Annotated in this window: 15 protein-coding genes; 8 read left to right on the top strand and 7 right to left on the bottom strand. The window is 69.7% G+C overall.

Annotated features, from left to right (window positions below):
- Positions 1-3: 3 nt before the first annotated feature.
- The 7 genes from ACAZ03_RS11120 to ACAZ03_RS11090 all read right to left on the bottom strand — a co-directional run bounded on the left by ACAZ03_RS11120 (position 4) and on the right by ACAZ03_RS11090 (position 5,522).
- The gene (locus ACAZ03_RS11120) at positions 4-813 is read right to left on the bottom strand and encodes an ABC transporter permease (protein WP_373353584.1); all 810 of its coding nucleotides are present in this window, start codon (positions 811-813) and stop codon (positions 4-6) included.
- A 64-nt stretch (positions 814-877) separates the two neighbouring features.
- Entirely contained in the window at positions 878-1,768 is an 891-nt protein-coding gene (locus tag ACAZ03_RS11115; protein WP_373353582.1) for an ABC transporter permease, read from the bottom strand.
- A 106-nt stretch (positions 1,769-1,874) separates the two neighbouring features.
- The gene (locus ACAZ03_RS11110) at positions 1,875-2,600 is read right to left on the bottom strand and encodes a transporter substrate-binding domain-containing protein (protein WP_373353580.1); all 726 of its coding nucleotides are present in this window, start codon (positions 2,598-2,600) and stop codon (positions 1,875-1,877) included.
- A gap of 71 nt (positions 2,601-2,671) precedes the next feature.
- Positions 2,672-3,457, bottom strand: a complete 786-nt coding sequence (locus ACAZ03_RS11105) for an ABC transporter ATP-binding protein (RefSeq protein WP_373353579.1) — start codon at positions 3,455-3,457, stop codon at positions 2,672-2,674.
- A 95-nt stretch (positions 3,458-3,552) separates the two neighbouring features.
- Complete coding sequence (locus ACAZ03_RS11100) at positions 3,553-4,314, bottom strand: phosphate/phosphite/phosphonate ABC transporter substrate-binding protein (protein WP_373353577.1); 762 nt, start codon at positions 4,312-4,314, stop codon at positions 3,553-3,555.
- An 81-nt stretch (positions 4,315-4,395) separates the two neighbouring features.
- Positions 4,396-4,833 (bottom strand): TerB family tellurite resistance protein, encoded by a 438-nt coding sequence (locus ACAZ03_RS11095; protein ID WP_373353575.1) that lies wholly within the window; start codon positions 4,831-4,833, stop codon positions 4,396-4,398.
- 92 nt (positions 4,834-4,925) lie between these two features.
- Positions 4,926-5,522 (bottom strand): NADPH-dependent FMN reductase, encoded by a 597-nt coding sequence (locus ACAZ03_RS11090; protein WP_373353573.1) that lies wholly within the window; start codon positions 5,520-5,522, stop codon positions 4,926-4,928.
- Between the two features lie 99 nt (positions 5,523-5,621).
- On the opposite strand from ACAZ03_RS11090, the gene ACAZ03_RS11085 reads away from it, so the two are divergent.
- From ACAZ03_RS11085 to ACAZ03_RS11050, 8 genes are all read left to right on the top strand, one after another.
- Positions 5,622-5,999, top strand: coding sequence for a winged helix-turn-helix transcriptional regulator (locus tag ACAZ03_RS11085; protein ID WP_373353571.1), 378 nt, complete (start codon positions 5,622-5,624; stop codon positions 5,997-5,999).
- Positions 6,000-6,064: 65 nt separating this feature from the next.
- Positions 6,065-6,703 carry a glutathione S-transferase family protein gene (locus ACAZ03_RS11080; RefSeq protein ID WP_373353570.1) on the top strand — a complete coding sequence of 213 codons (639 nt, stop codon included), beginning with the start codon at positions 6,065-6,067 and terminating at the stop codon, positions 6,701-6,703.
- Positions 6,704-7,132: 429 nt separating this feature from the next.
- Positions 7,133-9,016: a cobaltochelatase subunit CobT gene (cobT, locus tag ACAZ03_RS11075; RefSeq protein ID WP_373353568.1), complete on the top strand. Its 1,884-nt coding sequence runs from the start codon at positions 7,133-7,135 to the stop codon at positions 9,014-9,016.
- Complete coding sequence (locus tag ACAZ03_RS11070; RefSeq protein ID WP_373353566.1) at positions 9,016-9,795, top strand: 23S rRNA (adenine(2030)-N(6))-methyltransferase RlmJ; 780 nt, start codon at positions 9,016-9,018, stop codon at positions 9,793-9,795. The genes cobT and ACAZ03_RS11070 overlap by 1 nt, the downstream gene beginning before the upstream one ends.
- 267 nt (positions 9,796-10,062) lie before the next feature.
- Positions 10,063-10,689, top strand: coding sequence for a TetR/AcrR family transcriptional regulator (locus ACAZ03_RS11065; protein ID WP_373353564.1), 627 nt, complete (start codon positions 10,063-10,065; stop codon positions 10,687-10,689).
- An 84-nt stretch (positions 10,690-10,773) separates the two neighbouring features.
- Complete coding sequence (locus tag ACAZ03_RS11060) at positions 10,774-12,060, top strand: lipoprotein-releasing ABC transporter permease subunit (RefSeq protein ID WP_373353562.1); 1,287 nt, start codon at positions 10,774-10,776, stop codon at positions 12,058-12,060.
- On the top strand, positions 12,053-12,736 hold the full coding sequence (locus ACAZ03_RS11055; RefSeq protein WP_373353560.1) for an ABC transporter ATP-binding protein: 684 nt from the start codon (positions 12,053-12,055) through the stop codon (positions 12,734-12,736). Before ACAZ03_RS11060 ends, ACAZ03_RS11055 begins: the two co-directional genes overlap by 8 nt.
- 47 nt (positions 12,737-12,783) lie before the next feature.
- Positions 12,784-13,182, top strand: a complete 399-nt coding sequence (locus tag ACAZ03_RS11050) for a c-type cytochrome (RefSeq protein WP_373353558.1) — start codon at positions 12,784-12,786, stop codon at positions 13,180-13,182.
- The last annotated feature ends 10 nt before the right edge of the window (positions 13,183-13,192 follow it).

The following is a 13,192-nucleotide window of genomic DNA, read 5'->3' as shown; positions in this document are numbered from 1 at the left end:
AAACTACCGGATAAGTTGCGCGGGCCGCAGGCGCAGGCGCGCCCGCCGCTCCCCTGGAAGATGGCGGTTCAGCCGCCGGTTCACCAGCCCGAAGACGCCGATGATGCACAGCGTCAGAAGGATGAAGTAGCAGGCGAGGATCGGATAGGGCACGAAAGGGTTGAAGGTCTTGTCGGCGAAATAGGAGGCGTAATAGAGCGCGTCGCCGCGCTGACGCACCGCCGGGAAGCCCGAGAAGAACACCAGCGTCGTCGCATGGAAGAGGAAGATCGCCTCGTTCGTATAGGCCGGCCAAGCGAGCCGCATCGTCGTCGGCCAGACGACGCGGCGCCAGCGTGCGAAGCCGGAGAGGCCATAGGCGTCGGCCGCCTCGAGGTCGCCCTTCGGGATCGACTGCAGCCCCCCGTAGAAGATCATCGCCGAATAGGCCGAGGTGTTGAGGAAGAGCACGAGCGCCGCCCCGAGCCAGGCCGAGGTGAAGGGGTCGAAGGCCGGATGCACCGATTTCAGCGAGAGAAACGCGAAATAGGCGAAGAAGAACTGGATGAAGAGCGGCGAGCCCCGGAAGATCAGGATGAACCAGTCCGCCGGCCAGGAGAGCCAGCGCCGGTGGGAGTTGCGGGCGACGGCGACGGCATTGGCGAGCAAAAAGCCGGTGACGAGCGCGATGGTGCCGAAATAGATGTTCCAGAGCATGCCGGAGCCGATCAGCGTGATCTGCTGGCAGAGCGTGAAATCCGTCTGCGGCAGAAGCCGCTCGCCGATCCCCATGGAGCGGAGCGCATAGGCCTGGATCGTCTCGAGGCAGGTCATGGGCGCAGGCCCTCGGGCCGGCGGCGGTAGCCATCGGGAGTTCGCCGGAGCGCGAGGCCGCAGCTCATGCCGTCACCTCCGCCCGCCGGAGCCGCTCGCCCGAGGCGGTGGCCTGGCCGTGGCTCAGCTTGTCGTAGAGCTTGCCGAGCAGCCATTCGGAGACCTTGGTCATCGCCAGGTAGAAGACCAGCAGCGCCGCGAAATACCAGACCCGCCAGTCGCCATGCGGATAGGCGGTGAATTGCGGTGTCTTGGTGCCGCCGAGCTCACGCGCCCAGTAGACGATATCCTCCACCCCGAGAAGGAAGAGGAGCGGCGTCGCCTTCACCAGCACCATCCAGAGGTTGGAGAGGCCCGGCAGCGCATAGACCCACATCTGTGGCACGAGGATGCGCCGGAAGGTCTGGGCGCGGCTGAGCCCGTAGGCCTCCGCCGTCTCGAGCTGCGCATGGGGCACGGCGCGCATGGCGCCGAAGAGCACGTTGGCCGCAAAGGCGCCGAAGACGATGGCGAAGGTGATGACGGCGAGGCCGAAGCCGTAGCCCTCGTGCACCCATTGCGGCGCCGAGGAGAGCGGCAGCTTCGCCTCCTGGCAGACGATGAAATCGTTGCCCTGCCAGACGGAATTCTCCCATTCCGGGCATTTCACCCGGTGGCGGATGTATTCGAAGAGCTGGTCCAGAGCGATGACGAAGAAGAGGAAGAAGGCGATGTCGGGCACGCCGCGGACGATGGCGATATAGCCCTTGCCGAGCCATCTGAGCGGCGCGAAGCGGCTCCGCGCCGCCACGGCTCCGCCGAAGCCGAAGGCCAGCGCCACCGGTGCCGTGATGGCGAGGAGCAGGAGCACGGTGCCCACCGACCAGTAGATCGCCATGTGCTTGCCCGTCGTCAGGTAGCAGGCGAGCCACGGCAGGCGCGCCAGCTCCGACGGGTCGGTGCAGAAGTCGAACATCAGCGCCCCTCGGTTCTGCCGGCGGGCGCGGCGCTATCTGGTCGGGACTGTCGCATGAGGCGAGCGGCGGGGGCAGGGCGGCCAGAGCCGCCCCGCCCGTCTTGGCTCAGTAGGTCATGACCGCGTCGCCGAACCACTTCACCAGAAGCTCGTTCAGCGAACCGTCTTCCTTCATCGAGGTGATGGCGGCGTCCATCGCCTCCTTCAGCTCGGCGTCGCTCTCGCGGATGCCCATGCCGACGCCGCCGCCGAGCGGCACGCGCTCGCCGACGAACATGAGCTCGCCGCCGGAGGCCTCGACGACCGGCGCGAGGTAGTCGTAATCGGCGAAGACGGCATCGGCCTCGCCGGAGCGGACGGCGGCGATGGTCTCGTCCGGCGTCGCATATTCCAGCAGCGTCGCGCCGGATTCGGCGACATAGCCGGCCTGGATCGTCGCGGTCTGGGCGGAAACGACGCCGCCCATGACGTCGACATCCTCGGCGCTCGCCACATAGGCGGAGGCGGTCGGCGGGTAGTAATCCTGCGTAAAGTCGATCACCTCGTCGCGCTCGGCGGTGATGCTCATGCCGGCGATGATGACGTCGTAGTTGCCGGCCACGAGGTTGGGGATGATCGAATCCCAGTCGTTGGTGACCCACTCGCAGGTCAGCTCGGCGCGCACGCAGAGCTCGTCGCCGAGCTCGCGCTCGAAGCCGGCGACCTCGCCGGTGTCGTCGATGTAGTTATACGGAGGATAGGCGCCCTCCGTGCCGAGGCGGACGACATCCTGCGCGGCGGCGGCGCCGCCGATGAGCGCCAGGGTGGCGGTGGTGAGGATCAGCTTCTTCATGTTGGTCTCCCTGTTGATCCGGGTCGTTTCTCTGGTCCGGGCGGGGCCCGGGTCTTGCCTGTCCGCCGGCCTCACGCGGCCTTGCTGGCGGACAGGAATTGTCTCAGCCGCTCCGTCTGCGGGTCGCCGAAGAGCCGGGACGGCGGGCCCTCCTCCTCGATCCTGCCCTTGTGCAGGAAGACGACATGATCCGACACGTCATGCGCCATCTTCATGTCATGGGTGACGAGCAGCATCGTGCGTCCCTCTTCGGCGAGGGACTTGATGGCGCGCACCACCTCCTGCTCGAGTTCGGGGTCGAGCGCCGAGGTCGGCTCGTCGAAGAGAAGCGCCTTCGGCTCCATGCAGAGCGCCCGGGCGATGGCGGCCCGCTGCTGCTGCCCGCCGGAAAGCTGCGCGGGCCAGGCGCCCGCCTTGTCGCCGATGCCGACCTTGTCGAGGTAATGGCGCGCCTTCTCCTCCACCTCGGCCCTCGGCCGGCCGAGCACGGTGAGCGGCGCCTCCATGACATTCTGCAGGATCGTCATATGCGCCCAGAGGTTGAACTGCTGGAAGACCATCGAGAGGTTCGTGCGGATGCGGACGAGCTGGGCATGGTCCGCCGGCCGGCGGTTCGGACCCTGGCCCCGCCAGCGCACCTCCTCGCCGTTGACGCAGATATGGCCCTGCTGGCTGTCCTCCAGCAAGTTGCAGCAGCGCAGGAGCGTGGATTTGCCGGAGCCGGAAGAGCCGATCATCGCGACGACATGCCCCGCCGGGGCGGCGATATCGACGCCCTTGAGCACTTCGAGCTGCCCATAGGATTTATGGAGATCGCGGATCTCGATGACCGGAGGCAGGTTCGGCGGTGTCGTCATCGGCTGGCGGTTTTTCCCTTGTTGCCGGCCAGTCGAGCCTATTTTCCCGGCCATGGCAATAAGTGCCGGCACGTTCCGGTCGGGCAAATGCCCGATCAGGCGGCAGTTGCCTCAGGCTTGGGCGGCAGCGGCAGGTCATAGGCCTCGGGCGGCAGCGGCACGATCCCCTTGAGGCCGAGGAGCGCCGCCTCGGGCGCCGGCAGGGCGGCGATGGCATCGGCGATGGCCGCGGCATAGGGCGCCGGATCCTCCCCGGCGCGGGTGATGAAGCTCTGGCCGGGGCTCGCCTCCGTTCGTCCAATGATCTTCACCGCGGCGACCTCCTCCGGCGCCCAGCGCTCGAGGCTGCGCCAGGTCACGGCGTCGATCGCCGCGAGCCGCGCCCGGCCCTCGGCCACACGCCGCAGCGAGACGGAATGCGCGCCGGTCTCCTCTCCGGCCGGGAAGGTGAAGCCGCGCGCCCGCGCCCAGAGCTGCGCCGCGCCCCAGCCGGACTGGCTGATCGGGTCGTTATGGGCGAGCGGATAGGCGGCCGCGTCCTCGGGGCGCTCCGCCGGGTCGTCCCGCCTCACGATGAACCACGAGAAATACTCGCCCGGCCCGCAGCCATCCAGCCCGTAATCCGAGGCCCCGATCAGCGTCACCCGGCCCTTGAAGAGCGCCCGGTAGGGCAGGTTGCAGATCTGGCTGAGCACCAGATCCGGCCGCGCCCAGCCCTCCTTGTGATCCGTCTCGGTATCGAGCGCGTCCGGCGCCGAGACCCCGCGCGCCCGGAGGCCGTCCCGGATCAGCCCCCAGAGCACGCCATGCGCCGCGGCATTCTCCGCCCGCTGGTACATCGGCAGAGCCGCGATCACGCCCCGGATCCCCTTTCATCTGGCCAAAAATACCTCGGAGGTGTGGAATCAGAGCCTCCACCCGGCGCCGTGGCGCCGGCCCTAGCCATCCTCGAGCCCCAGCCGGATGCGGTTGGACGCGGTGTCGTCGATGCCGAGCATCCTTGCCACGAGGCGCATCAGCGAGGTCTCGTCGGTATCCCGCTGCCCGTCGGCCAGCGCCACGGCCCAGGCTGCGGCGATGATCGCCTCGCGCTCCTCGATGGGCACGGCATCCTTGAGAGCACGTGTGAAACGCACGGTATCCGGCGCCTCGGCTTCGAGCGCCTCGGCATCACCGCGCAGGCGCGCCACCTCGAAGGGGGAAAGTCCGTAGCGGCGGATGAGGATTGCGTCGATCTGGCGGATCTCGGCCTCGGCATAATCGCCGTCGGTCCGGGCGATGCGCACCAGAAGGCCGGCAAGGGCGAGCCGCTCGTCGGGCTCGGGCAGCCGCTCGGGGCCGGGTTCGCTGAGGCGCTGGAGGAGGTTGCGAAACATGATCGCCTAGATAGGGCAGGGCGCCGGCCGATGCCAGCGCCCTCCCGAAGCTGTCAGCTTGCCTGTGCCAGTGCGGCTCAGGCAGACGCGGCTCAGGCCGAAGCGGCGGCCTCGCGGGCCGGCTTCAGGGCATTGGCCCACCAGGCCAGATCGTCGAGCATGGTCACGGCGGTCGGCCTCAGGATGGCATCCACTTCGCTCATCGGGCCATTGGCGCCGAGCGGGGAGACCTTCATGAACTCGCCGCCGCCGAGATGCACGCCGGCGCGGACGGGGGCCATCTGCAGCTCCACTGCGATGCCGCGCAGGTGCTCGGCCGCGCGGGCGCCGCCGACGCCGCCATAGCCGAAGACGGCCATCGGCTTGCGCACGAAGGGCATGTAGGCTTGGTCGATGGCGTTCTTGAGCTCGCCCGGAACCGAGTGGTTGTATTCGGCGGTCAGGAAGACATAGCCGTCATATTCGGCCAGCTTCTCCTGCCAGGCGATGACCTTGGGGTCGCTCGCCGGCATCCAGAGGTCGGAGGCCGGGGCGGCGAAGAACGGCAGGTCGAAATCGCGCAGGTCGAGCGTCTCGAGCACCATGTCGTCGCGCTCGGCGGCGACCTCGTGGAGCCAGGCGGCCGGCTTGTCGGCGAAGCGGGTTTCGCGCGTCGTGGAGAGGATGAGCGCGATACGAAGTTTGGACATCGGGGGTTCCTTGCAGTAGTTACGATTCGAAACTAGCTGCATATTGGGGAGCGCGATTCCTCCCGCAAGAAGGCACGATCTGGAAAGGAAGGCACAGAAATGGAAGTAGGTGAGACCGAGGAAACCTGCTCGCGGATCAGCGATCTTCTGTCCCGGGTCGGCGATAAATGGACGATCCTCGTCATCCGCGCCCTCGAGCCCGCGCCGATGCGCTTCAATGCCCTGAAGCGCGACATCGGCGACATCAGCCAGAAGATGCTGGCGGCGACGCTGCGCAACCTCGAGCGCGACGGCTTCGTCTCGCGGACGGTCACGCCGGTGACGCCGCCGATGGTGGAATATGCGCTGACCGATCTCGGCCGCGATCTCCTCTGCCCCGTCGGCGCGCTGGCGAGCTGGACGGTGGAGAATGCCGAGAAGATCGACGCCGCCCGCCGCGCCTACGATTCCCGCGACGGCGCGGCCGCCGCCGCCTGAGCGGGCTTTCCGCCCCCGCGGGGCGCGGGCATGATGGGCCGGACAAGGGCCGCCCGAAGGATTGCATGCTCACCGTCAATGGCGAAGGCCGCGGCTTTCGCGTCGTCTGGCTCCTCGAGGAGATGGGGCTTCCCTATCGCCTGCGCGGCGTCGACCTCCTCGCCGGGGTCGAGAACGACCCGGAGCTGCTCAAGATCAATCCGGCGGGCTTCATCCCGGCGCTGGTCGACGGCGAGGTGACGATGGTCGAATCCATCGCCATCCTTCAGTACCTGATGGCCCGCCACGGGCCGACGGATCTGGCCGTCGCACCGGAGGATCCGCGCTATCCGCTCTGGCTGCAGTTCCTGCTGATGGGCGAGGCGGGGCTCTCGATGCCGATGTTCTACTACACGAACGCGCTGAGGCTCCCCACCGAGGCCGACCGCACCAACCCCACGGCGCGCCACACGCTCTGGACCTTCAAGAGCCGGCTGGACCTCGTCCGCCGCCAGTTGGGCAAGGCGCCCTACATGGCCGGCGAGGCCTTCACCGCCGCCGATATCTCGGTCGTCTACGCGCTGAACCAGGCCGGCTACGGCGCGCGGTTCAAGTTCGACGAGGTGGTGAGCGATTATCTCGCCCGGGTGCGCGCGAGGGCCTGCTACGAGCGGGCGCTCTCTGTCTGCGAGGACACGAGGGCGTTCTACGAGAGCGTGGGGTAGGGGCCGGCGACCCGCCGCATCCCAACGATGGCGCAACGCCCGTGCGGCTCCCCCGTCCGGTACGCGCCGCAGGCGCAGGGCGAGCGCCGGCCCGTCCCGCGGGTCGGCGCTCTCGTGGGGCAGCGCTGGCGGTCGGGCGGCGGATGTGGCGGCACTATAAAGTGCGATGCAGGACCGGCAGGAGCGCCACCCCCGGGCCGGCGCTCGCCCTGCGCGGCGCCGTTTCTCCCGGATGAGAAGGGGGCGGTGGGTTGCAAACCCACCCTACGCCTTGTCGGGGCGGTCGGAACTTTGCCCCCAACCGGAGCGCCACCGTCCGGGCGCTCGCCGCGCACGGCCCCATCTCTCCCGGTCCAAGGGCCTCCCCCCACCTATCCGTTAGCGCCAACCCGGCTTGCCGCCAGCGCGCCCGGGTGCTTAATGACCCTCATGAAAAAGCCCAACGACAACCCGGCCGATCCGTTCAAGAAGGCGCTTGCCGAAGCCACCAAGGTGATGGCCGACGATCCCGAGCTCGCCGTCTCGTTCTCCGTCGACCCGCCGGGCGGCAGCAACGATTCGATCCGCCTGCCGCAGATCTCCCGCCGGATGACGGCGGAGGAGGTGCTGCTGGCCCGCGGCACCGCCGATGCGCTGGCGCTCCGCCACAAGCTGCACGATGCCACCCTCTCCAACCGCTACCTGCCGCAGGGCCCCATGGCCCGCGATCTCTATGACGCGATGGAGACCGCCCGGGTCGAGGCGCTCGGCGCCCGCTACATGCCCGGCACCGCCAAGAACATCGACGCCAAGATCGGCAATGAGGCGCGCCGCAAGGGCTATGACCAGGTCCGTGACGCCTCCGAGGCGCCGCTCGCCGCCGCCGCCGGCTATCTCGTCCGCCAGCTCGCCACCGGCCGCAAGCTGCCGGGCGGGGCCGAGAACGTCCTCGATCTCTGGCGCGGCCATCTGGAGGAGAGCTTCGGCGACCGGCTGAGCGAGATCGACACGCTTCTCGACGACCAGCAGGCCTTCGCCCGCTTCGCCCGCGACATGATCTCGGCGCTCGGCTACGGCGACCAGCTCGGCGACGATCCCGATGCCGAGGACGATCTGTCGGAGGAGAATGCCGAGGACGAGCCCGAGACCGAAGAGGGCGAGGACGACCAGAATTCCGGCGGCGATGTCGAGGATGCCACCCCCGAGCAGAGCCAGCAGGAGCAGGAAGAGGAAGGCGAGGCCCAGGCCTCGATGGAGCAGGACGGCGGCGATGCCGAGGAGATGCAGGAAGAGCTCGTCCCCGAGGGCGACGCGCCCCAGGAGCCTCCGCAGCCCGCCCCGCATTCCGAGGCCGACCCCGACTACAAGGTCTACGATTCGAGCTTCGATGAAGAGATCGCGGCGGAGGACCTCGCCGAGCCCGCCGAGCGCGAGCGGCTACGCGCCTATCTCGACCAGCAGCTCGACCCGCTGAAGGGCGCCGTCAGCCGGCTCGCCAACAAGCTGATGCGGCGCCTGCAGGCCCAGCAGAACCGCTCTTGGGAGTTCGACCTCGAGGAGGGCACGCTCGATGCCGGCCGCCTCGCCCGCGTGGTGGCGAACCCGACGACGCCGCTCTCCTTCAAGCGCGAGAAGGACACCGAGTTCCGCGACACCGTGGTGACGCTCCTTCTCGACAATTCCGGCTCGATGCGGGGGCGGCCGATCTCCATCGCCGCCATCTGCGCCGACGTGCTGGCGCGGACGCTGGAGCGCTGCCAGGTGAAGGTGGAGATTCTCGGCTTCACCACCCGCGCCTGGAAGGGCGGGCAGGCGGGCGAGGCCTGGCGCAATGCCGGCCGGCCGGCGCTGCCGGGGCGGCTGAACGATCTTCGCCACATCGTCTACAAGCGCGCCGATGCGCCCTGGCGCCGGGTCCGCGAGAACCTCGGCATCATGATGAAGGAAGGGCTCCTCAAGGAGAACATCGACGGCGAGGCGCTCGAATGGGCCCACAAGCGGATGCTCGGCCGGCCGGAGCAGCGCAAGATTCTGATGGTGATCTCCGATGGCGCACCGGTGGACGATTCCACCCTCTCGGTGAACCCCGCCAACTACCTCGAGAAGCATCTGCGCGATGTCATCGCCATGGTCGAGAAGCGCAAGGCGGTGGAGCTCATTGCCATCGGCATCGGCCATGACGTGACGCGCTATTACGAGCGTGCCGTGACGATCACCGATGTCGAGCAGCTCGCCGGCGCGATGACGGAGCAGCTCGCCTCGCTCTTCGACAACGATCCACGGGCGCGGGCGAAGGTGATGGGCATGGCCGGGGCGCTGAGAAAGGCCGGCTGATGCTGAGCTACCAGCACGGCTACCACGCCGGAAACGGGGCCGACGTGCACAAGCACGCCGTCCTGTCCTGGGTGCTCGCCTACCTCACCGCCAAGGATAAGCCGCTCACCTATGTGGAGACCCACGCGGGCCGGGGTCTCTACGACCTCGCCGCTCCGCAGGCGGCGAAGACCGGCGAGGCCGCCGCCGGCATTGCGCTCGCCGAGCCGCTCTTTCCGGCGGACCACCCCTTCCGCGCGGTGCTGGACGCCACCCGCGCCGCCCATGGCGCCACGGCCTATCCGGGCTCGCCCCTCGTCGCGAAGCATTTCGCGCGGGCCGGCGACCGGCTGCACCTCGCCGAGCTCCATCCGCAGGAACATGCGGCTCTTGAGCGGCTGGCGGGCGGCTGGGCGGAGGTGGTCAAGGAAGACGGCGCCGCCCTCGCCACCCGCCTCCTGCCGCCGGAGCCGGGGAGGGGGCTCCTGCTCATCGACCCCTCGTATGAGGTGAAGGAGGATTACGCGGCGATGGCGACGCTCCTCCGCCGGCTCCACAAGCGCTGGCCGGTCGGCGTGAAGATCCTGTGGTATCCCATCCTCGCCTCGGCGCCCCACCGCGAGATGGCCGAAAGCCTCGCCGCGCTCCCCGGCGCGCTCCGCTTCGAGGTGCCGCTCCGCCCGCCGAAGCCCGGCCACCGGATGGAGGGCTCCGGCCTCATCCTCCTGGGCGCGCCCTACGGCTTCGACGAGGAACAGGCCCGCCTGACCGAGATCATGGCCCGCCTCAAGGCCCTCTGACCGCGGCGCGCGGGCAGCCGGCTCTCTGTCCACCAACCGCGCCCGCGACTGAGCCCGCCGCGCCCGGGCATCCGGGTCCGCGCCCGCCGCCCCGAACTCCCCCCCCTCACTTTTCTCCAAATACCCGCGGGGGAGTCGCCGTTCAGGCGACGGGGTGCAGCGCCCCCCGCCTCCGCCAGCCCTCCCGCCGCCGCCTGTTCCCTTCCCCCTGCCGCTGCGTTACCCTCCCGCCATCCGGCTCCGGGGGGTGCCGGACCCGGAGGGCCCTTGTCTCAGACCGATCCATTCCCCCCCGCAGCTGACCGGGCCGCACAGCCGGCGCCCGGCCTCGCCCCGCCGCCCGATGCCAGCCGCCGCGACCTCCGCGAGCGCCTGCTGCAGACGGCGGGGTTTCTCTTCTACCAGCATGGCTACCGCGCCACCGGCATCGATCGCGTGCTGGCCGAGGCAGGCGTGGCCAAGGCGACCTTCTATAAGCACTTCCCCTCCAAGGACGTGCTGATCGTCGCCTGGCTGGAGCGTGTCGGCGCCACGCTGCAGGATGCCGCCCCGCCGGCCGATGGTCCGCGCCCGCTGACCGCCTGGGGCGAATCGGTGATCCGCCGGGCGGCGCGGGACTGGGCGATGGGCTGCCCCTTCCAGGTAGCGGCGGCGGAATATTCCGACCCGTTCCACCCGGTCCATGCCGCCGCCGCCTCCGTCAAGAAGCGGCTCCTCGCCGATCTCACCGGGCGCGCCCGGGCCGAGGGGCTGGAGCCGCCCGAGCCGGCGGCGGAGGCGGTCTGGCTCCTAATCGAGGGGATCCTCGCCTCCGTCCGGCTTTTCGGCCCAAGGGCGCCGCTCGCCCATGCGCCGGCGGCGCTCCGCCGGTTGACCGGCGCGGGGGAGCGATAGGGCCGCCGATCCCCCGCGCGGCGGCCGCCCCGCCTTGACCCGGCCCTCCGGCGCCCGCATGGTCGCCGCAAAAAGGAGCAGGCCTTGGCCACATCCCCGCCGCCCTTCGCCCGGTTCGAATTCCTGATCGCCTGGCGCTATCTGCGTGCCCGCCGCGCCGAGGGCGGGGTCAGCGTCATGACGTGGATCTCGCTCCTCGGCGTCATGCTCTCGGTCGCCGCGCTGATCGCGACGCTCTCCGTCCGCGCCGGCTTCCGCGCCGAATTCGTCGACACGATCCTCGGCGCCAATGCCCATGCGACGATCTATCAGGAGCTGACGGTCAGCGAGACGGGCCAGACCTCGCGCACCATCGCCGAGTATGACGCCCTCGTGGAGCGGCTCGAGGCGGTGCCCGGCGTCACCTCCGCCGCGCCGCTCGTCCGCGCCCAGGTCATGGCGAACCTGCGCAATGCCAATGTCGGCGTCGAGGTCATGGGCATCGCCCCCGACGACCTCGCCAACATTCCCCGCATCGCCCGGCCCGAGGCGGCGGAGGGCAGCCTCGCCGATTTCCCTTCCGGCATCGCCATCGGCTCCGGCGTCGCCCGCGAGCTCGGCGCCTTTCTCGGCGACCGGATCCGCATCATCTCGCCCAACGGCGCGCGGACGGCCTTCGGCACGTCGCCGAGGACGTCGGCCTATGACGCCACCTACATCTTCACCGCCGGCCGCTACGACATCGACCGGACGCGGGTCTACATGCCGCTCGACGAGGCGCAGAGCTTCTTCAACCGCGACGGCGTCGTCGACGAGATCGAGGTCATGGTCGAGGACCCGGACAATATCGAGGCGATGATCCCCGCGCTCCGCTCAGCCGCCGGTGACGGCGCGCTGATCTGGACGTGGAAGGATAGCTCCGGCTCGTTCCTCCGGGCGCTGACGGTGGAGGACAACGTGATGTTCGTGATCCTCTCGATCCTCGTCCTCATCGCCTCGCTCAACATCATCTCCGGCCTCATCATGCTGGTGAAGAACAAGGGCCGCGACATCGGCATCCTGCGCACCATGGGCCTCTCGGAAGGCTCCATCCTGCGCATCTTCTTCCTCTGCGGCGCCTCGATCGGCACGATCGGGACGCTCCTCGGCGTGCTCCTCGGCTGCGCCTTCGCCATCTGGATCGACCCGATCTTCGCGGCGGTGAACTACCTCTCCGGCGGCGGGGTCTGGGACCCCTCGATCCGCGGCATCTACGCGCTGCCGGCGAAGCTGGAGGCGGGGGATGTCGGCTCGGCCGTGGCGCTGGCGCTGGTCCTCTCATGGGTCGTGACGATCTTTCCCGCCCGCCGCGCGGCGCGGATGAACCCGGTGGAGGCGCTGCGCTATGAGTGAGACCGCGCTGAAACTCGAAGGGGTCACCAAGACCTATGGCGACACGGCCCGCCCGGTGGAGGTGCTGCGCGGCATCTCGCTCGCCGTCGAGCCGGGCGAGGTCGTGGCGCTGGTCGCCCCCTCCGGCGCCGGCAAGTCGACGCTCCTTCATATCGCCGGGCTCCTCGATACGGCGGATGGGGGCCTTCTCGAGATCGGCGGGCGGGCTATGACCGGCCTCTCCGAGCGGCGGCGCACCATCGTGCGCCGGCAGGAGATCGGCTTCATCTACCAGTTCCACCACCTTCTCCCCGAGTTCTCGGCGGCCGAGAACGTCATCCTCCCCCAGCTCGCCAACGGCGTGGCGAGGGGCGAGGCGGAGGCGCGGGCGGAGGCGCTCCTCTCCGAGGTCGGGCTGGACGACCGCGGCCATCACCGCCCGGCGGAGCTCTCCGGCGGCGAGCAGCAGCGGGCGGCCTTCTGCCGGGCGCTCGCCAACCGGCCGCGGCTCCTCCTCGCCGATGAGCCCACGGGCAACCTCGACCCCGAGACCTCCGACCGCGTGTTCGGGGCGCTGATGGCGCTGGTGCGGGGCACCGGCCTCGCGGCGCTCATCGCCACGCATAACCTCGACCTCGCCGCCCGGATGGACCGGCGGCTGCGGCTGGACGCCGGCCAGGTGGTGGCGCTCCCCTGAGCGCCCCCCGGCCGCACCGGGCCCGGACTGACCTGAAAGGATCGACCATGAAACGCATTCTCGCCACCCTCGCGCTGCCGGCGCTGCTCTCCGCCTGCATCGAAGGCCCGGAGGAGGTCGATGGCGCGACCTTCTACGAGACCAACTGCGCCGCCTGTCACGGGCCCACGGGCCACGGCGACGGCGAGCTGGCCGAGGGCCTGCCGGTGCCGCCGGCCGACCTGACGCAGCTTTCCGCGATGAACGGCGGCGTCTTCCCGCGCGACCAGGTGATGAGCTACGTGGACGGCTACCATCGCGGCGGGCTCTACGCCGAGGTCATGCCGGAATTCGGCGCCGGCGATCTCGGCCCGACGGTGATCGTCGAGGACGAGGCCGGCGTCGGCACCCCCGTGCCGGCCGCGCTTCTGGCGGTGGCCAACTACCTCGCGGGGATCCAGGAGTAGCAGCGGCCTG

The sequence above is a fragment of the Pseudoroseicyclus sp. CXY001 genome, assembly GCF_041714655.1.
In the GTDB taxonomy this organism is placed as follows: Bacteria; Pseudomonadota; Alphaproteobacteria; order Rhodobacterales; family Rhodobacteraceae; genus Pseudoroseicyclus_A.
This window is presented reverse-complemented; position numbering and strand designations above follow the sequence as displayed.

What these genes read in the sequence shown, in the direction of transcription:
- ACAZ03_RS11110 (WP_373353580.1), bottom strand. Translation starts at nt 2,600, where the DNA reads ATGAAGAAGCTGATCCTCACCACCGCCACCCTGGCGCTCATCGGCGGC.
- ACAZ03_RS11105 (WP_373353579.1), bottom strand. Translation starts at nt 3,457, where the DNA reads ATGACGACACCGCCGAACCTGCCTCCGGTCATCGAGATCCGCGATCTC.
- ACAZ03_RS11085 (WP_373353571.1), top strand. Translation starts at nt 5,622, where the DNA reads ATGGAAGTAGGTGAGACCGAGGAAACCTGCTCGCGGATCAGCGATCTT.
- ACAZ03_RS11115 (WP_373353582.1), bottom strand. Translation starts at nt 1,768, where the DNA reads ATGTTCGACTTCTGCACCGACCCGTCGGAGCTGGCGCGCCTGCCGTGG.
- ACAZ03_RS11050 (WP_373353558.1), top strand. Translation starts at nt 12,784, where the DNA reads ATGAAACGCATTCTCGCCACCCTCGCGCTGCCGGCGCTGCTCTCCGCC.
- ACAZ03_RS11095 (WP_373353575.1), bottom strand. Translation starts at nt 4,833, where the DNA reads ATGTTTCGCAACCTCCTCCAGCGCCTCAGCGAACCCGGCCCCGAGCGG.
- cobT (WP_373353568.1), top strand. Translation starts at nt 7,133, where the DNA reads ATGAAAAAGCCCAACGACAACCCGGCCGATCCGTTCAAGAAGGCGCTT.
- ACAZ03_RS11080 (WP_373353570.1), top strand. Translation starts at nt 6,065, where the DNA reads ATGCTCACCGTCAATGGCGAAGGCCGCGGCTTTCGCGTCGTCTGGCTC.
- ACAZ03_RS11055 (WP_373353560.1), top strand. Translation starts at nt 12,053, where the DNA reads ATGAGTGAGACCGCGCTGAAACTCGAAGGGGTCACCAAGACCTATGGC.
- ACAZ03_RS11090 (WP_373353573.1), bottom strand. Translation starts at nt 5,522, where the DNA reads ATGTCCAAACTTCGTATCGCGCTCATCCTCTCCACGACGCGCGAAACC.
- ACAZ03_RS11070 (WP_373353566.1), top strand. Translation starts at nt 9,016, where the DNA reads ATGCTGAGCTACCAGCACGGCTACCACGCCGGAAACGGGGCCGACGTG.
- ACAZ03_RS11120 (WP_373353584.1), bottom strand. Translation starts at nt 813, where the DNA reads ATGACCTGCCTCGAGACGATCCAGGCCTATGCGCTCCGCTCCATGGGG.